We start from the raw sequence: 26,595 nt of genomic DNA, 5'->3' as shown, positions 1-26,595 counted from the left end.
CAGCGACTGCAGTGACTGCCCGTTGAAGCCGCAGTGCACCAATGCCCGGCGCCGACACGTGACCCGGCATGCCCATGAAGCGGCGTTTGCGCGGATGCAGCAGCGGATGCAGGCGCATCCGGAGATGATGGTCAGGCGCCGATCCATCGTCGAACACCCCTTCGGCAACCTGAAGCAGTGGATTCTGGGCAACGGCCGCTTCCTGCTCCGCCAGTTGCAGGGCGCACGCACGGAAATGGCCCTGGCGGTAAACGCCTACAACCTGAAACGGGCCCTCAACGTGCTGGGCGCCCGTCGGTTGATCGAGCTGATGGGATAAATCCCGCTCCTCGCTTTCGATTACCCAGAAACACCAACGCCCCGAACCAGTCAGGGCGTTGGCTTGGCCTGCACTCAGGGAGTTTTCACACAGCCTGTAGTGCGGGGCTTTTTCTTGCGCCTGGAGTTGGGCGGACCACCAGGCCATGGGTATGATCCGCCGATACCGCGTCGCCTGAATATCCTGCAGGGCTTCTGCTCAACGGTGCTCGGGCCGGCAACTGGCCTTCCGCGGATTGATGAATGGAGTTGAGCCGATGCGCATCCTGCTGGTCGAAGACAACAACGACATCCTGGCCAACATGGTCGATTTCCTCGAGCTCAAGGGGTACAGCGTCGACTGCGCGCGAGACGGCCTTTCCGGCTTGCACCTGGCCAGCAGCGAACACTATGACCTGGTCGTGCTGGACATCATGTTGCCGGGGCTGGATGGCTACAGCCTGTGCCGCCGACTGCGTGAAGAAGCGCGGCGCGACACGCCTGTGATCATGCTCACCGCACGGGATTCCCTGGACGATCGCCTTCAGGGTTTCAAGGCCGGCGCGGATGACTACCTGCTCAAACCCTTCGCTCTTTCCGAACTGGCTGCCCGTATGGAGGCTGTGCTGCGTCGCTCCCAGGGGGGTGGCAAGCGTGCCCTGCAAGTTGCCGATCTCAGCTACGACCTGGACACCCTGGAGGTCAGTCGTGCGGGCAAGCCGCTGAAGCTCCACCCCATCGGCCTCAAACTACTCGCCGTGTTGATGCAGAAAAGCCCGCATCTGGTGCGCCGCGAAGTCCTGGAAGAAGCCCTCTGGGGCGATGACTGCCCCGACAGCGACAGCCTGCGCAGTCATATCCATCAGTTGCGCCAGGTGATCGACAAGCCTTTCGGCAAGCCGTTGCTGCATACCCTGCACGGGCTCGGCTATCGCCTGGCGGAGTCCGCTGATGGAGTTTAAGCACAGCCTGGCCCGGCGGATCCTCATCGCCTTCGTACTGATGACCAGCCTGGTGGGGGGCACCTTCGCCGTGGGCATCATCGAAGTCGTGCATCTGATTGAAGAGCAGTTGATCTCCCGCGATCTGAACAATGAGCTCAACCGGGTGCTCACCGAAAGCCATGCTGCGGGACGGCCACCAAGCCTGGGCAGTGATACCCGTTTCTACAGCAGCGAGGGCCCCGCGCCGACTGCGGTGCCTGAGAATCTGTCCAGCCTGACGCCGGGCTTCCACGAAGTGTTCGAGGGGCGAAGTTCCTATCATGCGCTGGTCCGCGAGATCGATGGCCATCGCTACGTGATGCTACAGGACCAGAGCGATTTCGAGGCTCGCGAACAGGTGCTCTACCGGGTGGTGATGGTCGGTTTCGTCCTCAGCGTGCTGCTGGCCCTGGTGCTGGGCTGGATACTTGCGCGCAAGGTGATCGAGCCGGTGGTTCGACTGGCCGGCCAGGTTCGCCATCGTGACCAGTTGCTCGGAATGGCGCCGCCGCTGGCTCCGGACTACGCCGCCGACGAGGTTGGACAACTGGCGCAGGCCTTCGATGACACACTGGGCCGCCTGCATGAAGTACTGAATCGCGAGCGACTGTTCACCAGCGACGTCAGCCATGAACTGCGTACGCCGCTCATGGTGCTGGCCACCTCCTGTGAACTGCTGGCGGACAATTCCCACCTCGACCCACGTGGTCGTGTCCAGGTGCAACGCATCGCTCGCGCCACCGAAGAAATGCGCGACCTGGTGCAAACCTTCCTGATGCTTGCCCGCTCACAGCGCGACGAAACCAACCTGGCCCCCCAGGCGAGCTTGCGCAGCGTGGCCGACGACCTGGCGGGTCAATGGCGCGAGCACATCGAGAACAAGGGCCTCAGCTTCGAGTACCGGCCCGGTCCGCCCCAGGAGCAGCGCTACAATGCCTCCTTCCTGCGCTCGGTACTGGGCAACCTCCTGCGCAACGCCTTGCACTACACCGACAGCGGAAGCATCCGACTGGTGCTCGAAGAGAGCGGTTTCGTAGTGGAGGATAGCGGCGTGGGCATCCCGGAGGAGGACCGTGAAGCCATGTTCCGACCCTTCATTCGCGGCCCGGCGCGGCGTGGCGACGGCCTAGGGCTCGGACTTTCGCTGGTCCAGCGGATTTGCGAGAACCAGGGCTGGGCAGTCAGGTTGAGCGCAATGGAACCCACCGGTTGCCGTTTCCAGGTGGATCTCAAGGCGAGCGATCTGCCCGCCAATTGACGTTTTTTTCACCTGCGTTTGACCCGCCCTTGACGTCAGCGTGATTAGGTTAGGGACCATCTTCCCGCCGGAGGTGGTCCATGACCCGCCCGATCAATCTCGAGTTCTCCGATAAGTACGACCGCGAGCATGCCGAAGCCTACTTCCGCAAGCATCAGTCCGGCCTCTCGCGTCGCCTCTCCAACTGGCGCGACCAGCAACTGGCGCGGCGTGCCTTGGCCTTGGCTGACGAGCCAGGCCTGGTGCTTGACCTGCCCTGCGGTGCCGGACGCTTCTGGTCGTTGCTAGCGGAGAAGCCCAACCGGGTCATCATCGGCGCCGACAATTCGGAAGAGATGTTGCGGGTGGCCAACGAGTTCCAGCCACCGGAACTGGTCAAACGGGTGCGCATGATGCAGACCTCGGCCTTTGCCATCGATCTGCCGGCGAACGCCGTCGACAGCGTCTTCTGCATGCGTCTGCTGCACCACATCGGCGATTCAGCTGATCGCTTGGCGCTGTTGCGCGAATGCCACCGGGTGACCCGCGACAGCCTGATCCTGTCCCTCTGGGTCGATGGCAACTACAAGGCCTGGAAGCGCCGCCGCCTGGAAAGCCGCCGCCAGTCCCGGCGCGCGGAAACGGGTTACCAGAACCGCTTCGTATTGCCTGTGGCCACGGCTGAGGCGGAGTTCCGCGAAGCCGGATTCGAGATCCAGGAGCATCTGGACTTCCTGCCGTTCTATGCGATGTGGCGGGTCTACGTGCTGCGCAAGGCGACGGTCCATGCCCTCTGACTGGGCCAGCATTGCGAATCCTACCGAGGACGAGCGCTTTCTACGCTTCTGGGTCATGCGTGGTGATTGGGTGGAAGCTCCCAACCTCCGCCGTGGTGGTGAGAGCGGTGTGCAGAGAGTGCATCTGGCCGATGGCACGCAGCTGTACCTCAAGCGACAGGTCGGACATCTCTACCGCAGTCTTCGCCACCCCTTTGGCCGACCGACTGTGCTGCGCGAGCGGGACGCGCTGCTCGCCATCGAACGCTTGGGTGTGCGAGTTCCGCGGTTGGTCTATGGCGGGGTTCGTTACCAGGCCGACAGTGGCTGGCAAGGGCTGCTGGTGACCGAGGCTCTGGACGGTTTCATCGAATTCGAGCGCTGGTACGCGGCAACGAAAGGAGAGGGGGAAAGACACCTCGTACTGCAACAATTGGCAGCTACCCTCTGCCGCCTGCATCAAGGCCGGTGGCAGCACGGTTGCCTCTATGCCAAGCACGTCTTCGTGCGCCCGATGGGGGAGGGTGGACTGCCCGAAGTGGCCCTGCTGGACCTGGAAAAAGCCCGGCGCCGGCTGTCGAGCAAACGGGCAGCGCTGCGCGACCTGTGGCAGTTTAAGCGCCATTCGTCACTGGATGAGGCGGATTGGCAGATACTGATCTACGGTTATGAAGCAGCGTTTGGCAGCGCTATCAAGGGGTTGCGAACATGAAGTTAGAAGTCACGCGAGCTTTGTTCCTCGTCGGCGCCTTGGGGGTGGCCTCCCTGGCGGTGGCTGCCTGGCATGAACCTACACCCTCAGTGGTTAGCGTCAACGGGCTGGGTTACTGCCCATTGCCGCCTAACGCGCGCCTGAAAGCGCAGGTGCAACCCGACGAGAATCTACTGCTGTTCATGGTCGGCCTGTCGCAGGGACTGCGTAGTCAGGAGTGAGGCAGGATTCATGAAAAACCCCGCGAAAGCGGGGTTTTTTGTTCATCGCCTCATGGCTCAGTGGCTGGTCGACGGCTGGCCTTCCGGCTGCAGCTCTTTCTTCGCCAGCAGTGTGTAGACGCAAGGCAGGACGAAGAGCGTGAACAGCGTACCGATGGACATGCCGGTGGCGATGACCAGGCCGATGTCGAAGCGGCTGACCGCACCAGCGCCGGTGGCGAGGATCAGCGGCACCATGCCGAACACCATGGCGGCTGTGGTCATCAGTACCGGGCGCAGGCGGATGGCGGCGGCTTCTTCCACCGCTTCACGGGCCGTCAGGCCTTTCTCGCGGCGCAACTGATTGGCGAACTCCACGATCAGGATGCCGTGCTTGCTGATCAGGCCGATCAGGGTCACCAGGCCCACCTGGGTGTAGATGTTCATGCTGGACACGCCGAGGAACAGCGGGATCAGCGCACCGCAGATGGACAGCGGCACCGTCACCAGGATGACCAGCGGGTCGCGGAAGCTTTCGAACTGCGCGGCCAGCACCAGGAAGATGATCGCCAGGGCCAGCGCGAAGGTGACGTAGAGTGCGCTGCCTTCCTGCACGTACTGGCGCGAGGCGCCGGCGTAGTCGAAGCCGTAGCCACGCGGTGCTTCTTCGCGGGCGATCTGCGTCACGGTGTCGATGGCTTCACCCATGCTCACCAGCGGGAATCCTTCGATGACTGCCGAGTTGAGCTGCTGGAACTGCTTCAGACGGGTCGGCCGGGCGCTGTCATGCACACTGATCAAGGTCGACAGGGGCACCATCGTGCCGCTTTCGCTCTTCACGTAGTAGTTGCTCAGCCAGCCCGGGTTGTCCCGATAGGCACGTTCCACCTGGGCGATCACCTTGTAGCTGCGGCCGTCGATGGTGAAGCGATTGATCTCGCCTTCCCCCAGCAGGATGGCCAGGGTCGAGCCCAGGTCTTCCATGGACACGCCCATCTGCGCTGCTTTCGCGCGGTCGATGTCCACCACCACTTCCGGTTTGTCGAACGCCAGGTCGACGTTGAGGAAGGCGAACTTGCCTGACTCCATGGCGCGCGCCTTGATGCGTTCGGTCACCTGCAGCAGCGACTCGTAGTCGTTGGGGGTGTTGATCACGAACTGGAACGGCAGGCCTTCGCCGGTGCCTGGTAGCGATGGCAGGTTGAAACCGAAGATCTGCAGGCCGGGGATCTGGTTGAGCTTGGCCTGCACCTCGTGGAGCAGCTCCATCTGGGTGCGCTCGCGGTCATCCCAGGGTTTCAGCAGGAACCCGCCTATGCCCGACTGCACACCATCGAAGCCGTTGATCTGGAACGACGAGTAGTACTCGGGGAACGCCTTGAAAATCTCGACGAACTTGCCGGTGTAGGCATTCAGGTAGTCCAGGTTGGTCGGTTGCGGCGCCTTGGCCATGATGAAGACGATGCCCTGGTCTTCGTCGGGAGCCAGCTCGCTCTTGGTGAACTTCAGCAGCACCGGGATCAGGCACAGCACGATTACCGCGAACACCACCACCACCGGGCGGGTGTTCAGGGTGCCGTGCAGGGCGCTCTGATAACGCCGCTTGAGGCGGTCGAAGATCATGTCCAGCTTGTGCGCCAGGCCTGACGGATTCTCATCGTGGCGCAGCAGCTTGGAGCACATCATCGGCGACAGGGTCAGGGCGACGATGCCGGAGATGATCACCGCACCCGCCAGGGTCAGGGCGAACTCTCGGAACAGCGCGCCGGTCAGGCCTTCGAGGAAGCCGATGGGCGCATACACCGCCGCCAGGGTGATGGTCATGGACACCACCGGCACGGCGATCTCGCGGGCACCCTCGATGGCGGCATCGAACGGCGTCTTGCCCTCCTCGATATGCCGGTGGATGTTCTCCACCACCACGATGGCGTCGTCCACCACCAGGCCGATGGCGAGCACCATGGCCAGCAGGGTCAGCAGGTTGATGGAGTAGCCCATCAACTGCATGAAGAAGAGCACGCCGATCATCGACAGCGGGATGGTGATCACCGGGATCAGCACCGAGCGGAACGCACCGAGGAACAGGAAGACGACCACGATCACGATCAGTACCGCTTCGCCCAGGGTCTTCACCACTTCGTCGATCGAGGCCTGGATGAAACGGGTGGCGTCGTAGGCGATGGACACCTTGAGGTTCGGCGGCAGCTGGGACTCAAGCTCCGGCATGATGGTGCGCACGTGCTTGATCACGTCCAGCGGGTTGGCGCTGGGAGTGCCCTTGATGCCGATGTAGACCGAAGGAATACCGTCGAACGAGCTGATGGAGTCGTAGTTCTCCGCGCCCATCTCTACCCGTGCGATGTCGCGTACCAGCACGCGGCTGTCACCCACCGTTTTCACCGGGATGGCGCCGAAGGCTTCCGGTGACTTGAGGTCGGTGGTGGCGTTGATGCTGGTCACCACGTACTGGCCCTTCACTTCGCCTGCGGCGGAGAGGAAGTTGTACTTGCGCACGGCGTCGCTGACGTCGTTGGCAGTGATGCCGTAGGCCGCCATGCGGACCGGGTCCAGCCACAGGCGCATGGCGAAGACCTGGTTGCCGAGGATTTCCGCCTCGGCCATGCCGGGCAGGGTGGCCAGCTTGGGCTGGATCACCCGCGACAGGTAGTCGGTGATCTGCGGGTTGGACAGCTGATCGCTATAGAAGCTGATGTACATCAGCGCCGTCGAGTCGGCCGCTTCCTTGGACAGCACCGGGTCTTCGGCGTCCTGGGGCAACTGGTTCTTCACTTCATTGGCCTTGGCCAGCAGTTCGGTGAAGAGACGGTCGGAGTTGGCGCCGATGCGGGCGTAGATCTGGATGACCGACATGTTCTGCTGGCTCGACGACGTCATGTAGTCGATGCCTTCGGCACTGGCCAGGCTCTGCTGCAGCGGCTGGGTGATGTAGCCCTGGATGGTCTCGGCGTTGGCGCCCGGGTAGGCGGTGGTCACCGTGATCAGGGCGTTCTCCATCTGTGGGTACTGGCGGATCACCAGCTTGCTGAAGGCCTGGAAGCCCAGCAGCACGATCAGCAGGCTGACCACGGTCGCCAGTACCGGGCGACGGATGAAAGGATCTGTGAAAGCCATGTTCCGTTCCTTCGCGCGCGTGAGGGTCACTGGGCGCGGGCTTGATTTTCCGGTTTGGTGGCCAGGGTCTGGTCAGGGACGATGGCGACGTGTGAACCGTTGTCCAGCTTGAGCTGGCCGGAGGTCACCACCTGTTCGCCGGCCTCGAGGCCCTTGAGCACCACGACCTTGCCATCACGACGCTCGCCGGTCTCGACGAAGCGACGCTCCACCACCAATTGAGGCTGGCCGTCCTGGCCTTTTTCGGGCTGGCCTTCGGCGGTCTTCTTCTCGCCGATCACGTACACCGAGTTGCCGTAGAGGGTGTAGGTGATGGCGCTTTCCGACACCACCACGCGCTCCTGGTCGCCTGGCAGCAGTACTTCCAGGTTGGCGAACATGCCCGGCAGCAGCTTGCCGTCGGGGTTCTGCAACATGGCGCGAACCTGCAGGTTACGGGTGGTTTCCTCCACCTTGGGATTCAGAGCGGCGATGTCGCCTTCGAAGGATTCGCCCGGGAAGGCGGCGACGCTGATGCGCACCTTCTGGCCGACCTTCAGCAGCGGTGCGGACTGTTCCGGCAGGAAGAAGTCGACGAAGAGGGTGTTGAGGTCCTGCAGGGTCGCGATGGTGGTGCCGGAGGAGAGGAAGTCGCCCACGTCCACCTGGCGGATGCCGATGGTGCCGGAGAAGGGCGCGATGATGCGTTTCTTGTCCAGCAGGGCCTTGAGCTGGGCGACCTTGCCGGTGGCCGCCTGGAGTTCCGAGGAAAGGCGGTCGAACTCGCTCTTGGAGATGTTCTGCCGGCTGACCAGGCTGCGGCCGCGTGCGAACTCGACGCGTGCCAGGGACAGCTCGGCCTCGGCGGTGGCCAGGCTGGCGCGCTCCACGTCGCTGTCCATCTGGATCAGCGGTTGGCCCAGCTTGACCTTCTCGCCTGAGAGGAAGAGCACGTCCTGGACGGTGCCGCTGGCTTCAACAGTCAGATCGACGCCCTGGAAGGCCTTCAATGAGCCGATGGCGGGCAGGCGGCTTTGCCAGGGCTGTTCGACGGCGTTCTCGGCCGAGACGCTGATGGGGGGCTGAGGCGCAGAGAACTGCTGGACCTGCTGGTAGATCGAGAAGCCTTTGTAGGCGGCGAGGGCGAGGACCACGAGGGCAACTACGCCCAGCATGATGAGCATGCGGCGGAGCAACATATTCCGGTTCCTTGGCAGGGAAAAAAGTGGCCTGGGAATAGGCGAGGCAAGCACCTTAGTACCAGACTTAGACCAAGTCAAAGACAAGAAATTGCAGAAGATTGCTTTCGGGGGAATAGTCGATTTCGGGCGGAGATGATCGACGGAGATCGCGAAGTTTTACGACATTTCCTCTTGCGGAAACCTGGTTGTTTCTGATCGGTGGGCCAAGTCCGGGGCGGCACCTCCCTGTGCCGTCTGTCGGTCAGGCGCGCAGGCGCGCGGTGAGCTGGTTGAGGTCGCCGGAAAGACCGTGCAGGTGCTGGCTGGCGCCTTGGGTGCGCTGCACGTTTTCCTGGTTTGTGGTGGCGATGGCGGTGATCTCGGTGAGGTTGCGCGAGATGTCCTCGGCCACCGAGGTCTGCTCCTCGGCGGCGGTGGCGATCTGCCGGTTCATGTCACGGATGGCCTCCACTGCGTCAGTGATGCGTTGCAGCATCGCGCCGGCTTCGGTGACCTGGGCGACGCTCTCCTCGCTGCGGTTCTGGCCGTTCTCGATGGCGCGCACGGCGTTGAGGGCGCCGGTCTGCACCGTATCGATGATCTGGTGGATCTCCGCAGTGGATTCGGCGGTGCGCTGGGCCAGGGTGCGTACTTCATCCGCAACCACCGCGAATCCCCGGCCCTGGTCGCCGGCGCGGGCGGCCTCGATGGCGGCGTTGAGGGCTAGCAGGTTGGTTTGTTCGGCGATGCCGCGAATCACTTCCAGCACCTTGCCGATGCGGCCACTGTCGCTTTCCAGGCGGCGGATCACGTCGGCGGTGTTGGCGATTTCGCTGCGCATGCCGGTGATGCTGTGGATGGTCGCCTGCATTACCGAGCCCCCCTGCTGCGCCGAATGGTCGGCCTGGTCCGCGGCGCCGGCCGCTTCGGCGGCATGGCGTGCCACTTCCTGGGCGGTGGCGGACATCTCGTGCATGGCCGTGGCGACCTGGTCGGTGCGCGAGAACTGCTCACGGGTGCCCTCGGCCATCAGGCTGGCGATGGCATTGAGCTCGCCGCTGGCGTTGTCCAGTTGCGTAGTGCTCTGCTTGAGGCGATTGAACGTGTCGGCGAGGAAGTCGCGCAGGGTGTTGGCGGCGACAGCCAGGCGCCCGAGTTCATCCTGGCGGCTGGCATCCACGCGCTGGCCGAAGTTGCCCTGGCTGAGTTGGGCGATGTGTTCGATCAGCGAGCTGATGGGGGCGATCAGGTTGCGGTTGATCAGCCAGAGGCTGAACAGTCCGATGCCCAGGCTCGACAGCAGCATCACCACGATGCCCAGGTTCACGGTGCTGTCGGCGCTGGCGCTGATGGCTTCGGATTGCTGGGTGCCGCGGGCATGCAATTCGGCCACCAGTGCGCTCATCTGTTCGCTGGCGGCGCGGTCGATCCCCTTGACCGCGTTGTCCCCGGCTATCGGGTCGGCGCCAGCGGCGATGAAGGCATCCCGGCCCTTGCGGTAGGCGATACCGAGGTTGCGGTGCTCATTGCGCAGGCTCTCCACCTTGGCCTTCAAGGCGCTGTCTTCGAGGCCTTGGGCCTTGTCCAGCAGCTTGCCCAGCAGGGTCTGGACCTTGGCTTCCTGACCTTCGAACTGGCTCCAGTACTTGTTCAGGCTCTCCTGCTCCTTGCCGCGCAGGAGCACGTTCTTCCACTCCTGGACCTGCACCTTGAACTCGAGGTTGGCCTCATCCACCAGGCTTGAAGCCTCCAGCGTGCCGTCCACCAGTCCGCGATAGGACTGGATGCCGCCGGAGAGGAAGTGGATACACGACAGGGCGATCAGCAGGAGCAGCAGCAGGCTGCCGCCGAGCAGGGTGAGGATCTGGCCACGCAAGGAGCGTTGCAGAGACATGGTGTTGCGCCTCTCGGAGAAGGAAGGGGGATGTCGGCTCTCTACCAGACGAATGTTGCAGGACGTCGAGCGCAGCGTTGGCGCGGACGAGCCTGTGTCTGGCGAGCACTCTATAGGTCGGCACCGGGGGGCGCCGCTGAAGGCCCCGAGTCGGGAATTTGTGGGGTACGAAAGTGCCAGGAAACCAGGAGTGGCGGGGGTTTCACGCGGGCCGCATGAAGGCGGGGGACTCCGTAGGGGCGATCCTCGGTAAGCCCGGCGCAGAGATCCTGCACCGGGCCATCAGGCCAGGTGCAGATGGTTGTCCCAAAAGCTCGCTGGCAGTTGCAGCGGCGTGGCGATGAACTGATCGCCCCGGCAGTCGTACAGGCGGCAGCGTCCCTGGCCGGAGGTGACGACGAAGCCGTCCTTCACCGCGCCGACACCGGCGCAGTCCGGCAGCGGTGCGTCCAGGCGAACGGCGCCGCTGTCCAGGTCCCAGATGAAGAAGCGGTTGCCACGCGGTGCGGTCAGGGCCACCAGGCGCAGCTCGTCATGGATGGCGACGCTGGCGGTGTACTGGACCATTGCCAGGCGCTGTTCGTCCTCCAGCGGGAAGGGCTGGAAGGGCTGGCCGGGGCGTTTGATGGCGAGAAGGTCGGCGCGGTCGGTGGCATCGCCCATGTACTGCTGGCCGGCGACGATGGTGCCGTCGGCGCCGATGGCCAGGTGACGGATGCTGTTCATCTGCTGCGGCAGGGTTTCCTTCGACAGCAGGCTGCCGTCGCGGCGCATCAGCACCAGGCTCGGTTCCATGGCGTCGAGGTTCATCTCTACCCGGCTTTCGGCCTCGGTGCGGATGCCGCCATTGGCGACCACCAGGGTTTCGCCATCGGGCATCCAGGAAACCTGGTGCGGGCCCAGGCCGTGGGTGGACAGCTCGCCTTCATGGATCAGCCTGCCGCCCTGATAGCGGTAGCGGCCAAGCATGCCGCGACCGGGGTCGGTGGTGTCGTTCTCGGTGGTGTAGAGCCATTCGCCGTCACGGTGCCAGACACCGTGGCCGTAGAAGTGGCGGTCCTCGCGCGCGATCAGCGTCTGCAGCAGGCGGCCGTCGCGCAGGTCCACCAGGTAGCTCTCGGTGCCCGGACGGCGGGCGACGAAGAGCGCCACGGGCTCGCTGGGGTGCTCGACGATGTCGTGGCAGCGCTGGGCGACGCGGGTGGCGAACACCTGGGAGCCGTCGAGGCGGTAGCCCACGGCGTAGTGATGACCATCGGCGTCGTCGCGGGCGGAGAGCAGCAGGGGCGATTGCCCCTTGCGGCTCAGGGTCCAGCCGCCCAGACCGACGGCACCAAACAGCAGGCTGGCGAGAGTGAGGACCTGGCGGCGGAGCATGTCAGTCTCCGTCGTTGGCGTTGAAACCGAGCTGCACGCCCAGGGCCTTGGCCAGTTCACCGGAGTGCAGGCGTTGCACGCGGTCCAGGCTGTCGTAGAAGTCGTTGACCTGCTTCATGCCTTCTTCGCTGGCGAGCAGCACGCCCAGCGGATGCTTGAGCGCATCGAGCTTGCCACGGGCTTCAACATAACCGGCGTCGATCTTCTCGGCCAAGGCCTTCTGGTCGTCGCCCAGCAGGCTGCGAATGCCGTGCTTGTCGGTGCCCAGCCAGAGCGTTTCGGCGCTGGCCAGGGCGGCGGCGACGTTGGAGAGGGAGCTCTCGCTGCGCCATGCCTCGGCCTGCATCGGCTGGGGCAGGCCCTTGGTCTGGCGGCCCAACGGGGTGCCGAGCTTCTTCTTCAGGGTGTCGAGGGCGGTGACCTGGACCCGCAGCAGCTCGGAGATGGCTTCATGGGAGTCGGCGTAGCGCTGGTTGGGGAATTTGCTCAGTTGGTCGAGCATGCCGTCCTTGCTGTTCCAGCGCGCCAGGATGTCCTCGGCCAGGCTTTGCTGGCGCTCGCCGATGGCTTCCAGAAGCGGGCAGTAGCGTGCCTTCTGGGCGCTGTCGGCCATGTCCAGGTTGCTGTCGAAGAGGATGTATTCATAGGCAGACAGGCCCTGGACCACCACGCTGGCCTTGGCCAGGGCTTCAGCATTGACCTGCGGCTGGGCCTTGACCAATTGCTCCACCTGGCGACCGACCAGGTTCTTCTTGTCCGGCCAGAACTGCACCTGCCAGGCGCGGTTGCCTTCGGCCAGTGGGCCGACCATCAGCGGCTGTAACTCGGCCCAGGCTTTCTGCGCGTTGAGGAAATCGGCACGGGCCTTGGCCAGGTCTTCCTTGCCGGAGCAGAAGGCCAGGGCGCTGGCGGCGAGCTGGCGGTCCGCTTCGACCCAGCGGCTGTAGGTCGGCAGGATCACGTCCTTGGCCAGGGCCGCGGCGGTCTGCGCCTGCGGGTCCTGCGGGGCGCAGGCACCCAGGGCCAGGGCCGCGAGGCTGGTGAACAGCAGTTTGGGACGGAACATGCGGGGCTCCTTATAGGGAATTCAGGAAGGCCAGCAGCGCGGCGCGCTGCTCGGCGTCGTATTTCAGGACCTTCTGCTTCGCCGCTTCGGCTTCACCGCCGTGCCAGAGGATGGCTTCCAGCAGGTTGCGCGCGCGGCCGTCGTGCAGGAACTGGGTGTGTCCGCTCACCGTTTCGGTCAGGCCGATGCCCCAGAGCGGTGGGGTGCGCCAATCGCGACCGCCGGCTTGGAACTCGGCGCGGCCATCGGCCAGGGCTTCGCCCATGTCGTGGAGCAGGAGGTCGCTGTAGGGGCGGATCACCTGGTTGGCCAACTCGGGTTCGACAGCATCGGTCGCCGTGGTGAAGCTGGGGGTATGGCATGCCTGGCAGCCGGCCTGGTGGAACAGGCCCTTGCCGTCCAGCACCTGCGCTGCGTCCACCTGGCGCCGGGCCGGAACGGCCAGGTTGCGGGTGTAGAAGAGTACGAGGGACAGGATGTTGTCGCTGACTTCCGGCTCGCCGCCATTCACCGCTGACGTGCAAGCGGTCTGCGTCGCGGTGCAATCGTCCTGGGGCAAGGAGGTGGTGGTCAGGCCCATGTCGCCAGAGAAGGCATGAGCATTCTGTTGATTCAGATTGGGCTGTCCGGCCTTCCAGCCGAAGCGGCCGAGTACCGATTTGCCGGCGACGTCGTCCCACACCTGGTTGGCGCGGCCACGGATGCCGTCGCCGTCGCGATCTTCCGGGTCGGCATTGGCCAGGATCGCGGACTCGGGAATCGCCTCCAGCAGGCCCAGGCCGATCATCGGAGGGGCGATGCGAGCGGAGAACAGCGTGTCCGGGTGCATCGGGCCGTAGCCTAGACGGGATATTTCCAGACGCGGTTTGCGCAACTCGACGCGGGTGCCGTCGGCAAAGGTCACCGGTACCGGCTCGTAGCTGACTCGCACCTTGCCCTCAGGCTCGACGCCGGGAATCGACACGTCCTGAAGTTGGCCGCCGTATACCGGCTCCGGCACCACGCCCAGTCGTTCGAGCTGCCGCGCATGTTCGGCCGAGGCATCAGACGGGATCGACAGCCGTACCAGCATCGAGACTGCGTTGTTCGCGCCGGGTGCCGGCGGGTGACCGCGGCCGTCCTTCACATGGCAGTTCTGGCAGGCGTTGGTATTGAACAGCGGCCCCAGGCCATCGCGCGCCGTGGTGGTGGCGGGCGCAATCACCCAGGGGTTGCGGAAGAAACTGTTGCCGACACTGAAGTCCAGACGACGCATCGGCGTGAGGTTCGCCGACGGCATGGAAAAGGCGTTGTGGTCGAACTGACGGACCGTCGCGGCGCCGCCGGAAAGGTGTTCGCCGGGCTCGGCCTGGGTGAATCGCGGCGCGTCGTCACAGGCACTGAGGCTGAATGCCAGCAGCAGGGGCAACAGGCGGCGAAAGGCCGGTGGAGCAAGCATTGGCGGGGTTCCGGTCGGCGAGAAACAGGCCGGCAAGCTTATCAGGACTGGGCCCTCTGAATAAGAGGGATTTGCGTTTGCCTTACATTCTGGAACGGCTTGTGATGCTCATTCTGTAGGGGCGATTTCAATCGCCAAGCAGGACAAAGTCCTGCCGCGAAGGGCCGTACGGGGGCGGCTGCGCCGCCCTTGGCGAATGAGTTCGCCCCTACAAGGAAAGGGTCTTCAACTGCAGGCACAAAAAAAGCGGATGCGGCACTGGGCCGCATCCGCTTCTGCTTACCGCTGGGTCGATCAGAACTGGTGATCGGCGTTGTCCGGCTTCAGGTCAGTGATGCCGAGCTTGGAGGCGGCTTCTTCGATGGCGCCGGTCTGCTTGACCAGGGAAGCGATGGCATCGCGCACCAGTTGCTGGCCGGCGGTGTTGTCGGCGGCGATCAGCTGGTCGAAGTGCACGCCCTTGTTGGCGCTGTCCACCAGGGCTTGCAGCTTGCCTTCGGTGGCTTCCAGGTCTGCTTTCAGGGTGGTGTCGGTCTGGGCGTCGATCTTGGCGACCAGGGACGACAGGCTCGGACCGGTCAGGGTGGTGCCGTCGACCTTCTTGTACTCGCCCAGGTAGACGTTGCGGATGCCCTTGCCGTTGTAGAAGTGCGAGTTGTGGGTGTTGTCGCTGAAGCAGTCGTGCTCGTCTTCGGTGGAGTTGGCTTCCAGGGCGACCTTCATGCGCTCGCCCGCCAGCTCGCCGAGGGACAGGCTGCCCATGCCGAAGAGCATCTTGCGCAGGCCGGAGTCAGCCGGTTCGGCTTCCAGCTTGGCGCGGTAGTTGTCGGCAACGCCGGCTTTCCACTGGCCGACCATGTATTCCAGGTCGCTGACCAGCAGGTCGGTGGCGGCTTTCAGGTAAGCGCGACGGCGCTCGCTGTGGCCGCCAGTGGAACCTTCGCTGACCACGTAGTCGGTGGCGGGACGGTTGCCGGCGCCCGGGCCGCTGCCGTTCAGGTCCTGGCCCCAGAGGAGGAATTCGATGGCGTGGTAGCCGGTAGCGACGTTGGCTTCGGAGCCGCCCAGTTCGTTCAGGCTGGCCAGCTTCTCGCCGGTGATTTCAGTGACGTCGATCTTGTCTTCGCCGACCTGGATGGTCGTGTTGGCGACGATGTTGGCGGTGGCGCCGGGGTTGCCCAGGGCGTGCTGGTAATCGCCGGCAACGTAGTCGATCAGGCCTTCGTCCAGCGGCCAGGCATTCAGCTGACCTTCCCAGTCGTCCACCACTGCGTTGCCGAAGCGGAACACTTCGGTCTGCATGTAGGGAACCCGGGCGGCCAGCCAGGCTTCGCGGGCGGCTTTCAGGGTGTCGGCGTCGGGCTTGGCGAGGAAGGCGTCAACGGCTTTCTGCAGGTTCACGCCGGTAGCGTGGGCGTCGGTGAACACGGCCAGGGCGAGGTCGGCATAGTGGGCAACGACCTTCTTGGCCTCGGCCTCGTCGACCTTGGCGGTGGCAGCCGGGGCCGCGGTGGTGGCGGCCGGAGCAGCGGCTTGCGGTGCTGCCGCTTCTTTCTTGTCGTCACCGCAACCGGCGAGGGAGATGGCGACGGCGAGCAGGCTGGCGGTGGCCAGGGGCATACGAATCATGTGCGAGGTCCTTTGCTTCTGGGTGATGGCAATGTGTAGTTGCGCAAATGAAAACCGACACATAATGCGAAAGATTTTCATTTTTGGAAAGGCTGTTATCGGGCGTTTTGCAACAGCTGTGTCCAAGGTCTCCGCGTCGTGGGCCAAACACCCTTAGAATCGCCATAACCCTGATGACCCGCAGCTGAAGGAGAAGCCTGCATGAGTCTGACCAGCGTTGCCCTGATCGTGGTCCTGTTACTTGTCGTCGCTTATGCGGTGATCCTCTACAACGCGCTGGTGCGCCTCAAACATGGGGTGGGCAAGGCCTGGTCGAATATCGAGGTACTGCTCAAGCAGCGCCATGACGAGTTGCCCAAGCTGGTGGAAACCTGCAAGCAGTACATGCAGCACGAGCGCACCACCCTCGAGCGGGTGATCTCCGCTCGTAATGCGGTAGCCAGTGCCCGCGAGAAAGGCGATATCGGTGCCCTCGGCCAGGCCGAGAGCGGCCTGCGTGCCGGCCTTGGACAGCTTTTTGCCCTGGCGGAGAACTACCCGCAGCTCAAGGCCAACGAAAGTTTTCAGTTCCTCCAGCAGCGCATCAGCGGCCTGGAGAATGGCATCGCCGACCGCCGCGAGCTGTACAACGAGGCGGTGAACCTGAACAACGTGCGCATCGAGCAGTTCCCGGACGTGATCATTGCCGGCCTGTTTGGCTTCAAGGCTGCCGAGCTGCTGGAGTTCAGCGAAGCCGAGAAGGCCGACGTCGACCTCAAGAGCCTGTTCGGCTGATATGGCTGTGGATATCGCCGGGCTGACCATCAGCCTGGGGTTCAGCCTCGGTGCCTTTGCCGGTGGCGGCTGGTGGTGCCTGCGCCGCCTGGCCCAGGCGCGGCTGCTGCTGGATACCCCGACTTCGAAGATCCGCTCTGCCGCCCAAGGCTATGTGGAGTTGTATGGCCTGCTCCATTCCTGCGGCGAGGGCCAGTTGGCCGCGCCGCTGACGGGCAAGCCGTGCCTCTGGTGGCGCTATCGCATCGAGGAATACAGCGAGAGCGGCAAGAACAAGAGCTGGCGGGTGGTGGACAGTGGCGTCAGCGATGCCTGGCTGCGCCTGGTCGACTCCACGGGCGAATGCCTGATCGATCCGCGCGGTGCCGAAGTTCGCCCGTCGACCCGCGAGGTCTGGAAAGGCCATCAGCGTCATCCTCGTGGTGCCCTGGTTTCTGGCGGCCTGACTGGCTGGCTGTCCGGCGGCGAGTACCGTTACACCGAGGAACGCCTGCATGCCGACGAGCCGCTGTATGCCATTGGCGATTTTCGTACCAGCGGTGGTGGGCGCCAGGGGCTGGACCTGAACTCGGCCCAGGGGGCGGTGATTCGCGAGTGGAAGGGCGATTTCGCCGGCTTGCTGCAACGTTTTGACAGCAATGGCGATGGCCAGTTGGACGAAGCGGAGTGGTCGCGTGTGCGCCTGGCCGCCAGCCTCGAAGCCGAAGACCGCCATCGCCACACCAGCGCGGCGCCTGCCGTGAACCAGATGCGCCGTCCGCCGGAGTCACAGCCCTTCCTGCTGTCCAGTCACGGCGAGGATGTGCTCGCGCGGCAGTTCCGTTGGCAGGCACTGCTTGGCGCAGTGCTCTGCGTCGGCGGTGCGGTGGCGACCGTGTATCTGCTCAGGGTGACGGGGCTTTTGTAGGGTGGGCTTCAGCCCACCGATCAGGCTCAGGTTGACCAGGTGATATGAGGAGCGGCACGGAGCGATGGGTTTCGCTGCGCTCTACCGCATCCTACTGGACCGGCATCAGAGCGTAGCGGGATTGGACGCCGCGTTGGTCAGCCGTCGGGCCTGCTTGAGGTAGAGGGTAAGTTCGCGGGCGGGCAGGGGTTTGCTGTACAGGTAACCCTGACCCTCGTTGCAGCCCTGGGCAATGATATAGGCCTCCTGCTCGGCTGTTTCCACGCCTTCGGCGATCACCTGCATGCCCAGGCTGCGGGCCAACTGGATGATGGCGCGGACGATGGTGGCGTCGTCTTCGTCCTCCAGCACGTCCTGCACGAAGCTCTTGTCGATCTTGATCTTGTCCAGCGGCAGGCTCTTCAGATAGCTCAGCGAGGAGTAGCCGGTCCCGAAGTCGTCGATCGCGATCAGCGCGCCGGAGCGACGCAGGCTCAGCAGGTGCTGGGCGGCGGTGGAGATGTCCTCCATCAGGCCGGTTTCGGTGACTTCCATTTCCAGGCTGCGTTGCGGCAGGCGGTAGACCTGCAGCAGGTTGTTCACCACACGCGGGAGCTCCGCGTGGTGCAACTGCACGGTGGAGAGGTTGATCGCCATGCGCAGTTCGCTGAAGCCCTGGTCATGCCATTCGCGCAGTTGGCGGCAGGCCTGGTCCAGCACCCATTCGCCGATGGGGATGATGGAACCGTTCTGCTCGGCCAATGGAATGAACAGGTCTGGTGGCACGAAACCGTGCTGCGGGTGCTGCCAGCGAAGCAGGGCCTCGACGCCCACCACGCGATGGTCGCGGTAGTCCACCTGGGGTTGGTAGACCAGGTGCATTTCGCCACGGGCGAGGGCTTCACGCAGGTCCTTTTCCAACTCGCGGCGGCGGCGCATCTCGCTGTCGACGCTGGCGATGTAGAACTGGTAACGGTTGCGCGAGCGGCTCTTGGCCAGGGTCATGGTCTGCTCGGCTTTCTGCAGCAGCTTCTCGGTGCTGTCGCCATCTTCGGGGAAGAGGGTGATGCCGATGGTGGCACGCAGGCGCACTTCCTGTTGCTCCAGGGAGAAGGCCACTTCGAGATCGTCGAGCACGCTCTGGGCCAGTTCGGCGGCTTCGTAGGGCTGCTCGATGTCGGCCTGGACCAGGGCGAACTGGTCGCCCCCCAAGCGGGCCAGCGCGCCGAGGCGGCCGCTATGCCCACGCAGGCGGTCGGCCAGGGCGATCAGCAGTTGGTCGCCGGTCTGGTAGCTGAACTGTTCATTCACGCCCTTGAAGTCATCCAGGCCGACACAAAGCACGGCCACGCGACGTTGCAGGCGGCCGGCGTCCTCAAGGATCTGGTCCAGCTGCTGTTGCAATTGCTGGCGGTTGGGCAGGCCGGTCAGGAAGTCGTATTGAGCCATGCGCAGCAGGCTGTTTTCGGCTTCGCGGCGCAGGTGGGTATTGCGTTCGATGGAGGCCAGCAGGTCGTTGGCGGTGGTTATCCACAGGCCAAGCTCATTCTTCTCGTTGCCCTTGAGCATGGGCAGCTTGTGTTCGCTGGGGCGGTCGGGGTTGATACTGGAGAGGTGCTCGATGATCTTCGACAGGGGCTTGGTCAGCAGCCAGTGGTACACGAGGTAGAGCACCAGGCCCATGGCCAGGGCGCGCAGCACGCCGGAAATGAAGATGATCACCGAGCTGGTGACGAAGTCTTCGCCGTAGGGGGCGGTGTCGAGGGTGATGCTGAGGTCGCCGTAGTACTCGCTGTAGGGGCTGCGGCCGACCAGTTGGATGGTGAAGGTCTGTTCCTTGCCGAGGATGGGGTCAGTCAGCCAGCGGGTCGACAGCTCCATCAGCGGCCGGTCCTTCTCCGCCAACATGGGCTCGTTGGGGTGGCCGATGGAGGCGTGGCGCACTGATTCGTGCTGGAACAGGCCTTCGATCACCTGCATGCCCATCTCGCGATCCAGGCTGTAGACGGCCTGGGTCGAGGGATCGCGGAACATGCCGAGTATCCGGTTGGCGTCGTTGGAGACCGCCTGCCGCGTCTTGTAGACATCGAACACGATCTGCGCGCAGCTCAAGACCACACCCACAACCAGTGCGGATAGCAGCACCACGCGCAACAGCTTCAGTGACAAGCTGTGTTTGAGATCCAGCTTCAAATGGAGATTCCTTGTTCGATGCCGCCAGGCGTCAGACGGGTGTGAGTATTGGCAAACAGGCTCTGGCCGTCAAAGGGCCAGTATGTGAATGCCACTATTCATTGCGTCGATCCACTCCAGCGACCGGCGCATTGCTCTCCCCCTCATCTTTATGTCGGTGCGAACCAGTCCGAGCTTGAGGGGTTGTCTGACAATTTTTCCCTTGTACCGCAACAAGACGACGAACGACGCCCAAATATGAAGAAACCCGGCGAATGGCCGGGTTTCTCTTACCGCTGGTGCGGGTCTCAGGCAGCGTAGTTCTTGGCTACGAAGTCCCAGTTGACCAGGTTCCAGAAGGCCTCTACGTACTTCGGACGCAGGTTGCGGTAATCGATGTAGTAGGCGTGTTCCCAGACGTCGCAGGTCAGCAGCGGGGTGTCGCCGCTGGTCAGCGGAACGCCGGCGCCGATGGTGCTGGCCAGGGCCAGGGAACCGTCAGCCTTCTTCACCAGCCAGGCCCAGCCGGAGCCGAAGGTGCCGATGGCGGTCTTGGTGAACTCTTCCTTGAACTTGTCGAAGGAACCGAAAGCGGCGTTGATGGCATCAGCCAGGGCGCCGGTGGGCTGGCCACCGCCGTTCGGGGTCAGGCAGTTCCAGTAGAAGGTGTGGTTCCAGATCTGGGCTGCGTTGTTGAAGATGCCGCCGGACGAGGTCTTGATGATTTCTTCCAGGCTCTTGCCTTCGAACTCGGTGCCCGGAACCAGGTTGTTCAGGTTCACCACGTAGGCGTTGTGGTGCTTGCCGTGGTGGAATTCCAGGGTCTCGGCGGACAGGTGCGGCTCGAGGGCATTCTTCTCGTAAGGCAGCGGCGGCAATTCGAAAGCCATGTCTATCTCCTTCATCAGGTCGGGATTTTTGCGCCAGGCGCGGGGCCGTTCACGGTCGGCCGAAATTGCGGCTGTGAGTTCGTACTCTTTTTTGCCGCGAAGTCCGGATCATAGCACCGGGCATAGGGCTTAACCACGCAGCAAGTGTGTGGTTAAACCTTCGCCAGCGGCTCTGGCAGGCCCATCCCGTCTGACCCTGTGTTGTTCAGATTCCGCTCACCAGTTGTGCCGCCATGCCGAACATCATCAGCGCCACCGCCAGGTCCAGCAGGCGCCAGGTGGTCGGTCGCGCCAGCCAGGGGGCGAGCCAGGCGGCGCCAAGGGCGAGGGCGAAGAACCACACCAGCGACGCACTTGCCGCGCCCAGGGCGTAGGCGCCGGGGACCGTCTGCTGCGCGCCGAGGGAGCCGATCAGCAGCACGGTATCGAGGTAGACGTGTGGGTTGAGCAGGGTCACCGCCAGGGCCGCCAGCAACACTGCACGACGCGAGCGCGGCCCGGTTTCAGCGGACTGGTCGAGGATGCCGGGCTTCACTGCGCGGCGCAGCGCTTGCACGCCGTACCAGAGCAGGAAGGCCACGCCACCCCAGCGGGCGATGGCCAGCAGCATGGGGTTCTGCGCCAGCAAGGTGGCCAGGCCGAAGACGCCGGCGCTGACCAGCAGCGCATCGCATAGCACGCAGAGGGCGGCCACGGGCAGGTGGTGTTCGCGGCGCAGGCTCTGGGCGAGGACAAAGGCGTTCTGCGCGCCAATGGCAATGATCAGGCCGGCAGCCACGAGTATTCCGTTCAGATAGCTCTGCCACATGTTGCTCACTCCACTTGGGCGTTGGCCGCCAGGGCCCGCAGGGTTGAGAGGGCGCGTTCGGCGTCGGCGCTGGCGACGAACAGGTGATCGTGGAAATAGCCTGCGACCACGTTGCAGCTGATGCCGGCCTGGGCCAGGGCACCGGCGAAGGCCGCGGTCAGGCCCACCGCACTGAGCGCGGAATGAACCTCCAGGGTGATCCACGCCGCGCTGTAGTCGTAGGCCAGGCCGAGGCGATCGGCTTCGCTGCGTTCCAGGATCACGGTGAGTCCTTCGCGTTCGCGGAAGCTGCCCAGCGGCAGGCTGCCTTGCAGGCGGGCGGCATCTTCGAGGGTGCAGAACACGTACTGGCCGGGGTTGAGTTGCGGCGACATGTTGCGGATCAGGGTGGAGAGTGCGGTTTCGCCGGCCATGGTGCTTCCTTCGATACGACGGGATGGGATGTGGCGAGTCTGGGGCGCGACGCTGTATAAGGAAAACGAATCTTGCTGATCTCCCATTAGGAAAAATGATTTGTTCGACTACAAGTTGCTATCCGCCCTGGCGGCCGTGGTAGAGCAGGGCGGTTTCGAGCGCGCGGCCCAGTTGCTCGGCCTGTCGCAGTCGGCGATATCGCAGCGGATCAAGCTGCTGGAAGCACGGGTCGGCCAGCCGGTGCTGGTGCGCGCCACGCCACCGGCGCCGACCGAGGTGGGTACCCGTCTGCTCAACCACGTACAGCAAGTGCGTCTGCTGGAGCGTGACTTGCAACGTCAGGTGCCGGCCCTGGAAGAGGGCGGCATGCCGGAGCGGCTGCGCATTGCCCTCAACGCGGACAGCCTGGCCACCTGGTGGGCTGCCGCGGTGGGGGACTTCTGCGCCGAGCAGCGGGTGCTGATGGAGTTGGTGGTGGAGGACCAGGAAGTGGGCTTGAAGCGCATGCGTGCCGGCGAAGTGGCGGCCTGTGTTTGCGCGGCGGAACGCCCGGTGGCTGGCGCCCGCAGTCTGCTTCTCGGTGCCATGCGCTATCGCGCCCTGGCCAGTCCGGCCTTTATCGAACGGCATTTTCCCAAAGGGGTGACGCCACAAGCACTCGCCCGCTCACCGGCCATCGTTTTCGGCCCGGATGACCTCCTGCAGCATCGCTACCTGGCGACGCTTGGCGTCGAGGGTGGCTTCGTCCATCACCTGTGCCCCTCGTCGGAAGGCTTCGTACGCCTGACCGAAGGCGGTCTCGGCTGGGGGCTGGTGCCTGAGCAGCAGGTTGGCGCGCAGTTGGCGCAGGGTGAACTCCAGGAGCTGATCCCGGACCGACCCATCGACGTACCGCTCTATTGGCACCATTGGCGTCACGGCGGTGAGTTGCTCGGTCTGCTCACCGACCACCTGGCCGCAGCTGCCCGCCACTGGCTGGTGCCTTTGGCACGCTGAGGCCAGCGCACCCGATGCCCATCGCCGTCACTGAACGTCAGCTGATGCGAATCGGCCCCGAGCCCGGCAGCTGTTCCACACAGCGCTCACCGAAAAGCCGTGAGGGCGTGAAGTAGCCGCCTTCCTCCTGGTAATCCAGCATATGGCGCACCGCGTGCAGCACGCCGTGTACGGTGACCTGGTAACCGTTGGCGGTTTCCAGGTGGGCGGTACGACGTTCTCCAGCGGCGTTGCGGACCTCGCCCCAGACCCAGGTGGGCCTGCGTACGCGGGTGACCTCGTCCGGCCCCCTGAGGTTGCGAGTTACCAGTCCCTTCAACCTGCGCTGTATCCAATCGCCGGCCAGCAGACTGCGCAGCGGATCGCTCAGGCGCATGCCCAGCGCCAGCGCAGCCGGCGCCGGTAGATAAACCTCGATATTGGGAATGCCGGTGGAATAGAAGGCCGTGGCCACATCGCCCCAGGGGATGGTCATGGCAGATTTCGTTCCGCGTCCGAAGTCGATCTCGCGGCGGCGATGGCCCAGGGGCACCGGGCGCAGGCGGCCGTTCTCGCGCACCTGGCCGCCCAGGGCCAGACCCTCGATGCTGGTCTTGGCGGTGCCGGGCGACAGTCCACTGTCGCTGTCGAAGCCCAGGGCCAGGTGAGTGGCATCCGGCAGCACGGCCTTGAGGCAGGCGGCGACACAGTCGGTGGGGATGACGTCGAACCCCACGCCGGGGCAGATCACGATGCCAGCCTTGTGCGCAGTCGCATCCTGCGCATGAGCGAAGGCGAACACGGTGATTTCGCCGGTGATGTCCAGGTAGTGGGTGCCGCTGGCGAGGCAGGCCTGGATCATAGGCGTGCTGGTGGCGGAGAAGGGGCCGGCGCAATGGGCGACCACGGAGACGCCTTCCAGGCGTTCTGCAGCGTGTTCGGGATCGCTGAGGTCGAAGACGCGGGTCGGCAGGCCAAGGCGACTGCCCAGGGCTTCCAAGCGGGCTGGGTCGCGGCCGGCGAGGATCGGCATCATCCCCTGCCGCAGGGCTTCCTCGGCAACCAGTTGCCCGGTATAGCCGTAGGCGCCATAGATCATCCAGGTGTTCGTGCTCACTACGCAGTTCCTCGACGGTGGTGTCGCAGACAAAGGTAGCCCACGGCACCGACGCGGGCGGGAACGATGGCCGGGGTTAGCGTTCAGAGTCGTTCTATTGGCTCGCGACGCCACACCTGGCCGGCATCAGGGCTGCTAGAGTCGCGGGCATCACAAGGTGTACCAAGGGGCCATTGATGAAGATTCTGGTAACGGGGGCGAGTGGGTTCATTGGAGGGCGTTTTGCGCGTTTCGCCCTGGAGCAAGGGCTCGACGTGCGGGTCAACGGCCGCCGTCCGGAAGGCGTGGAACATCTGGTCAAGCGCGGTGCCGAGTTCGTCCAGGGCGATCTGTCCGACCCTGAACTGGTGCTGCGGCTCTGCCACGATGTGGAAGCCGTGGTGCATTGCGCTGGTGCCGTAGGGGTCTGGGGCAAGTACGAACACTTCCACCAGGCCAACGTCCAGGTCACCGAGAACGTGGTGGAAGCCTGCTTGAAGCAGCAGGTGCGGCGCCTGGTGCACCTGTCTTCGCCCTCGGTCTACTTCGATGGCCGCTCCCATGTGGGCATCCGCGAAGAGCAGGTGCCCAAGCGCTTCTCCGATCACTACGGCGCCACCAAGTACCTCGCTGAACAGAAGATCTTCGCCGCCGAAGAGTTCGGCCTTGAGGTCATCGCTTTCCGGCCACGCTTCGTCACCGGTGCCGGGGATACCAGCATCTTCCCGCGCCTGATCGCGATGCAGCGCAAGGGGCGTCTGAAGATCATCGGCAATGGCCTGAACAAGGTCGATTTCACCAGCATGCAGAACCTCAACGACGCCCTGTTCAGTGGCCTTTTGGCTGCCGGACCAGCGCTGGGGCAGGTCTACAACATCAGCAATGGCCAGCCGGTGCCGATCTGGGACGTGATCAACTATGTGTTCCGCAAGTTGGGCGTTCCCCAGGTGACTCGCCATGTTCCCTATGGCCTGGCCTACAGCGCCGCTTTGCTCAACGAATCGGTCTGCAAGGTGCTGCCCGGGCGCCCGGAGCCTTCCCTCTACCGTTTGGCCGTGGCGGTGATGGCCAAGGATTTCTCCCTGGATATCAGCCGCGCACGGCAGTACCTGGAGTACGACCCGCAAGTGAGCATATGGACGGCACTGGATGAGTTCTGCGCCTGGTGGGGCGCACAACAACCTTAGCCGCGCAGTGGCCCGGCGTACTGGGTGTACTTGCGGATCAGTTCCTCTTCGCTGAGGACCGGCGGCTTCAGACGCACGCCGGTCAGGCTGCTGAGGTGCTCGCCCAGCTCGCGGGTCGTATCGCGCTGCGAGTCGGCGCAGGCGTTGAGCATGGACAGGATGGCATCGGGCTGGCTGAGGCGAATATCCACAGCCTGTTCTTCACGAAGCTGGCGCCGCAGGGTCTGCATGCAATCCAGCACAGCCTTGGTCAGTTCCACTCCTTCTTCCCCCCTGGTCGAAGCGTGCTCCGTCCCTTCATCCTGAAGTGCGCGGAGCCTACCGGAGCCGTTGACTCCGTCTGGTGCGTTCCTGGCATCGCCCCGTGCCGGGGCTGGCAACTGGCTAGCAAGCCCCGTACCAAGCCGCAAACCCCGGAACTGCTAGGCCTGCGCGCGGTCAATGGAGGGCCGCTGCTCCCGTGCGGTGCAACTCGCACCGCAGTGGCGCGACGCTGAAGAGCGCCGTGCGAACCGGTATACTTCCGGTCATTCGCGGTTCTGCGTTTCTCTCCAAAGGTCCCCCCATGCGTAATGACGCTCTCGACGAAGTGGATGATGTTCCCAGCCTGACTACCGACGCCCGTGATCGTGACGAGTTCGGCCATCACCCGGCGGCTGAGCCGGTGCATCGCAACAACACCATTGGCTATGCCACCGCTGCCCCCAAGGCCAAAGGCGCCAGCACCGGTCCGCTCTGGGCTCTGGTGGTCGCCCTGGTAGTAGCCCTCGGCGGTTTGGGCTGGTGGAGCTTCCAGCAGATCAGCCTGATGGAGCAGCAACTGGTTGCCACCCAGGAAAGCTTTGCCCGCATCAGTGAAGAGGCAGCCGGCCGTATCCAGGACATTTCCGGCAAAGTGGTGGCCACTGAGTCCAGCGTCACCAGCGGCAGCGAGTCGCTGAAGCTGCAGATCAAGCAGCTGCAGGCCAAGGTGGTCGAGTTGTCCAAGCAGCAGCAATCCACCAATGCCCAGTTGGGTAGCCAGGGCAAGCGCGTCGATCAGCTGGCCGCTGACGTCAAGTCCGCCCAGGGCGCTGCGACCCAGATAGGCAGTCAGTTGGGCAGCAAGGTCGATGGCCTGGCCGCCGAGCAGAGCAAGCTGAAGGCCGCCCAGGGCGAGATCGCCCAGTTCGATAGCCGCCTGAAGGGCTTGGGCAGTGATGTCGAGGCGCTGAAGAAACAGGGCAATCCGAGCCAGGCGATCAAGAGCCTGGAGCAGGACCTGCTCGTGCTGCGCAGCGAGTTGGATAACCGTCCAGCCCCGTCCCAGGGTGCCAGCACCGCCGAGTTCGATGCCTTCCGTGCGCAGATGACGCGGAACATCAGCACCCTGCAGAGCCAGGTGCAGAACCTGCAGCAGCAGATCAACATGCGCTGAGGCGGTTGATTCAACGAAAGCCCCCAGGCTGTCGCGGCCTGGGGGCTTTTTCATTGTTGCATCGAGCTGCGGTTG

The 26,595-nt window shown here is 64.2% G+C and carries 24 protein-coding genes; 11 read left to right on the top strand and 13 right to left on the bottom strand.

The genetic code is table 11. The annotated features are described in order from the left end of the window. The 6 genes from G559_RS0113505 to G559_RS0113480 form a co-directional block, all read left to right on the top strand. A partial coding sequence (locus G559_RS0113505) for a transposase (protein ID WP_155945722.1) occupies positions 1-319 on the top strand: 319 nt, incomplete at its 5' end. Between the two features lie 256 nt (positions 320-575). Continuing rightward, positions 576-1,259, top strand: a complete 684-nt coding sequence (locus G559_RS0113500) for a response regulator transcription factor (protein WP_028628726.1) — start codon at positions 576-578, stop codon at positions 1,257-1,259. Next, positions 1,249-2,538, top strand: a complete 1,290-nt coding sequence (locus tag G559_RS0113495) for a sensor histidine kinase (RefSeq protein WP_028628725.1) — start codon at positions 1,249-1,251, stop codon at positions 2,536-2,538. Before G559_RS0113500 ends, G559_RS0113495 begins: the two co-directional genes overlap by 11 nt. An 80-nt stretch (positions 2,539-2,618) precedes the next feature. Next, positions 2,619-3,314 (top strand): class I SAM-dependent methyltransferase, encoded by a 696-nt coding sequence (locus G559_RS0113490; RefSeq protein ID WP_028628724.1) that lies wholly within the window; start codon positions 2,619-2,621, stop codon positions 3,312-3,314. Next, positions 3,304-4,005 (top strand): lipopolysaccharide kinase InaA family protein, encoded by a 702-nt coding sequence (locus G559_RS0113485; RefSeq protein WP_028628723.1) that lies wholly within the window; start codon positions 3,304-3,306, stop codon positions 4,003-4,005. Before G559_RS0113490 ends, G559_RS0113485 begins: the two co-directional genes overlap by 11 nt. Continuing rightward, positions 4,002-4,226 carry a hypothetical protein gene (locus tag G559_RS0113480; RefSeq protein WP_028628722.1) on the top strand — a complete coding sequence of 75 codons (225 nt, stop codon included), beginning with the start codon at positions 4,002-4,004 and terminating at the stop codon, positions 4,224-4,226. The genes G559_RS0113485 and G559_RS0113480 overlap by 4 nt, the downstream gene beginning before the upstream one ends. Before the next feature lie 57 nt (positions 4,227-4,283). Here the strand turns inward: G559_RS0113480 and G559_RS0113475 are convergent, their stop codons facing one another. From G559_RS0113475 to G559_RS0113445, 7 genes are all read right to left on the bottom strand, one after another. Beyond that, positions 4,284-7,337, bottom strand: a complete 3,054-nt coding sequence (locus G559_RS0113475) for a multidrug efflux RND transporter permease subunit (protein ID WP_028628721.1) — start codon at positions 7,335-7,337, stop codon at positions 4,284-4,286. Between the two features lie 26 nt (positions 7,338-7,363). Then, positions 7,364-8,515, bottom strand: a complete 1,152-nt coding sequence (locus G559_RS0113470; protein WP_028628720.1) for an efflux RND transporter periplasmic adaptor subunit — start codon at positions 8,513-8,515, stop codon at positions 7,364-7,366. 244 nt (positions 8,516-8,759) lie between these two features. Continuing rightward, entirely contained in the window at positions 8,760-10,391 is a 1,632-nt protein-coding gene (locus G559_RS0113465; protein WP_028628719.1) for a methyl-accepting chemotaxis protein, read from the bottom strand. A gap of 282 nt (positions 10,392-10,673) precedes the next feature. Next, positions 10,674-11,768 (bottom strand): DUF1513 domain-containing protein, encoded by a 1,095-nt coding sequence (locus tag G559_RS0113460; protein WP_028628718.1) that lies wholly within the window; start codon positions 11,766-11,768, stop codon positions 10,674-10,676. Position 11,769: 1 nt separating this feature from the next. Then, positions 11,770-12,834, bottom strand: coding sequence for an imelysin family protein (locus G559_RS0113455; RefSeq protein ID WP_028628717.1), 1,065 nt, complete (start codon positions 12,832-12,834; stop codon positions 11,770-11,772). Positions 12,835-12,844: 10 nt separating this feature from the next. Next, positions 12,845-14,272 (bottom strand): di-heme oxidoreductase family protein, encoded by a 1,428-nt coding sequence (locus G559_RS0113450; protein WP_028628716.1) that lies wholly within the window; start codon positions 14,270-14,272, stop codon positions 12,845-12,847. A 294-nt stretch (positions 14,273-14,566) separates the two neighbouring features. Continuing rightward, positions 14,567-15,901, bottom strand: coding sequence for an imelysin family protein (locus tag G559_RS0113445; protein ID WP_028628715.1), 1,335 nt, complete (start codon positions 15,899-15,901; stop codon positions 14,567-14,569). A 201-nt stretch (positions 15,902-16,102) separates the two neighbouring features. On the opposite strand from G559_RS0113445, the gene G559_RS0113440 reads away from it, so the two are divergent. Together G559_RS0113440 and G559_RS0113435 are read left to right on the top strand one after the other, a co-directional pair. Further along, positions 16,103-16,675: a LemA family protein gene (locus G559_RS0113440; RefSeq protein WP_028628714.1), complete on the top strand. Its 573-nt coding sequence runs from the start codon at positions 16,103-16,105 to the stop codon at positions 16,673-16,675. A gap of 1 nt (position 16,676) precedes the next feature. Beyond that, the gene (locus tag G559_RS0113435; RefSeq protein WP_051246646.1) at positions 16,677-17,582 is read left to right on the top strand and encodes a GIDE domain-containing protein; all 906 of its coding nucleotides are present in this window, start codon (positions 16,677-16,679) and stop codon (positions 17,580-17,582) included. Between the two features lie 105 nt (positions 17,583-17,687). On the opposite strand, the gene G559_RS0113430 is transcribed toward G559_RS0113435, so the two are convergent. From G559_RS0113430 to G559_RS0113415, 4 genes are all read right to left on the bottom strand, one after another. Beyond that, on the bottom strand, positions 17,688-19,754 hold the full coding sequence (locus tag G559_RS0113430) for a putative bifunctional diguanylate cyclase/phosphodiesterase (RefSeq protein ID WP_028628712.1): 2,067 nt from the start codon (positions 19,752-19,754) through the stop codon (positions 17,688-17,690). A 287-nt stretch (positions 19,755-20,041) separates the two neighbouring features. Continuing rightward, entirely contained in the window at positions 20,042-20,623 is a 582-nt protein-coding gene (gene sodB / locus G559_RS0113425) for a superoxide dismutase [Fe] (RefSeq protein ID WP_028628711.1), read from the bottom strand. 205 nt (positions 20,624-20,828) lie between these two features. Further along, positions 20,829-21,431, bottom strand: coding sequence for a LysE/ArgO family amino acid transporter (locus tag G559_RS0113420; RefSeq protein WP_028628710.1), 603 nt, complete (start codon positions 21,429-21,431; stop codon positions 20,829-20,831). Between the two features lie 5 nt (positions 21,432-21,436). Further along, positions 21,437-21,844, bottom strand: coding sequence for an ACT domain-containing protein (locus tag G559_RS0113415; RefSeq protein WP_028628709.1), 408 nt, complete (start codon positions 21,842-21,844; stop codon positions 21,437-21,439). 100 nt (positions 21,845-21,944) lie between these two features. Between G559_RS0113415 and G559_RS0113410 the strand changes: the two genes are divergently transcribed. Next, entirely contained in the window at positions 21,945-22,841 is an 897-nt protein-coding gene (locus tag G559_RS0113410; protein ID WP_028628708.1) for a LysR family transcriptional regulator ArgP, read from the top strand. A 37-nt stretch (positions 22,842-22,878) separates the two neighbouring features. Here the strand turns inward: G559_RS0113410 and G559_RS0113405 are convergent, their stop codons facing one another. Next, on the bottom strand, positions 22,879-23,919 hold the full coding sequence (locus G559_RS0113405) for a saccharopine dehydrogenase family protein (protein ID WP_036997390.1): 1,041 nt from the start codon (positions 23,917-23,919) through the stop codon (positions 22,879-22,881). Between the two features lie 194 nt (positions 23,920-24,113). On the opposite strand from G559_RS0113405, the gene G559_RS0113400 reads away from it, so the two are divergent. Then, positions 24,114-25,103 (top strand): NAD-dependent epimerase/dehydratase family protein, encoded by a 990-nt coding sequence (locus tag G559_RS0113400; RefSeq protein WP_028628706.1) that lies wholly within the window; start codon positions 24,114-24,116, stop codon positions 25,101-25,103. Here G559_RS0113400 and G559_RS0113395 read toward each other — a convergent pair. Continuing rightward, positions 25,100-25,363, bottom strand: coding sequence for a hypothetical protein (locus tag G559_RS0113395; RefSeq protein WP_028628705.1), 264 nt, complete (start codon positions 25,361-25,363; stop codon positions 25,100-25,102). The two genes, G559_RS0113400 and G559_RS0113395, sit on opposite strands and share 4 nt — an antisense overlap. 305 nt (positions 25,364-25,668) lie before the next feature. On the opposite strand from G559_RS0113395, the gene G559_RS0113390 reads away from it, so the two are divergent. After that, positions 25,669-26,520, top strand: a complete 852-nt coding sequence (locus G559_RS0113390; protein ID WP_028628704.1) for an ATPase — start codon at positions 25,669-25,671, stop codon at positions 26,518-26,520. The last annotated feature ends 75 nt before the right edge of the window (positions 26,521-26,595 follow it).

It is taken from the genome of Metapseudomonas resinovorans DSM 21078 (assembly GCF_000423545.1).
Lineage (GTDB): Bacteria > Pseudomonadota > Gammaproteobacteria > Pseudomonadales > Pseudomonadaceae > Metapseudomonas > Metapseudomonas resinovorans.
This window is presented reverse-complemented; position numbering and strand designations above follow the sequence as displayed.

Coding starts and splice junctions, on each gene's coding strand:
- G559_RS0113500 (WP_028628726.1), top strand. CDS start 576: ATGCGCATCCTGCTGGTCGAAGACAACAACGACATCCTGGCCAACATG.
- G559_RS0113495 (WP_028628725.1), top strand. CDS start 1,249: ATGGAGTTTAAGCACAGCCTGGCCCGGCGGATCCTCATCGCCTTCGTA.
- G559_RS0113490 (WP_028628724.1), top strand. CDS start 2,619: ATGACCCGCCCGATCAATCTCGAGTTCTCCGATAAGTACGACCGCGAG.
- G559_RS0113485 (WP_028628723.1), top strand. CDS start 3,304: ATGCCCTCTGACTGGGCCAGCATTGCGAATCCTACCGAGGACGAGCGC.
- G559_RS0113480 (WP_028628722.1), top strand. CDS start 4,002: ATGAAGTTAGAAGTCACGCGAGCTTTGTTCCTCGTCGGCGCCTTGGGG.
- G559_RS0113475 (WP_028628721.1), bottom strand. CDS start 7,337: ATGGCTTTCACAGATCCTTTCATCCGTCGCCCGGTACTGGCGACCGTG.
- G559_RS0113470 (WP_028628720.1), bottom strand. CDS start 8,515: ATGTTGCTCCGCCGCATGCTCATCATGCTGGGCGTAGTTGCCCTCGTG.
- G559_RS0113465 (WP_028628719.1), bottom strand. CDS start 10,391: ATGTCTCTGCAACGCTCCTTGCGTGGCCAGATCCTCACCCTGCTCGGC.
- G559_RS0113460 (WP_028628718.1), bottom strand. CDS start 11,768: ATGCTCCGCCGCCAGGTCCTCACTCTCGCCAGCCTGCTGTTTGGTGCC.
- G559_RS0113455 (WP_028628717.1), bottom strand. CDS start 12,834: ATGTTCCGTCCCAAACTGCTGTTCACCAGCCTCGCGGCCCTGGCCCTG.
- G559_RS0113450 (WP_028628716.1), bottom strand. CDS start 14,272: ATGCTTGCTCCACCGGCCTTTCGCCGCCTGTTGCCCCTGCTGCTGGCA.
- G559_RS0113445 (WP_028628715.1), bottom strand. CDS start 15,901: ATGATTCGTATGCCCCTGGCCACCGCCAGCCTGCTCGCCGTCGCCATC.
- G559_RS0113440 (WP_028628714.1), top strand. CDS start 16,103: ATGAGTCTGACCAGCGTTGCCCTGATCGTGGTCCTGTTACTTGTCGTC.
- G559_RS0113435 (WP_051246646.1), top strand. CDS start 16,677: ATGGCTGTGGATATCGCCGGGCTGACCATCAGCCTGGGGTTCAGCCTC.
- sodB (WP_028628711.1), bottom strand. CDS start 20,623: ATGGCTTTCGAATTGCCGCCGCTGCCTTACGAGAAGAATGCCCTCGAG.
- G559_RS0113420 (WP_028628710.1), bottom strand. CDS start 21,431: ATGTGGCAGAGCTATCTGAACGGAATACTCGTGGCTGCCGGCCTGATC.
- G559_RS0113415 (WP_028628709.1), bottom strand. CDS start 21,844: ATGGCCGGCGAAACCGCACTCTCCACCCTGATCCGCAACATGTCGCCG.
- G559_RS0113405 (WP_036997390.1), bottom strand. CDS start 23,919: ATGATCTATGGCGCCTACGGCTATACCGGGCAACTGGTTGCCGAGGAA.
- G559_RS0113400 (WP_028628706.1), top strand. CDS start 24,114: ATGAAGATTCTGGTAACGGGGGCGAGTGGGTTCATTGGAGGGCGTTTT.
- G559_RS0113390 (WP_028628704.1), top strand. CDS start 25,669: ATGCGTAATGACGCTCTCGACGAAGTGGATGATGTTCCCAGCCTGACT.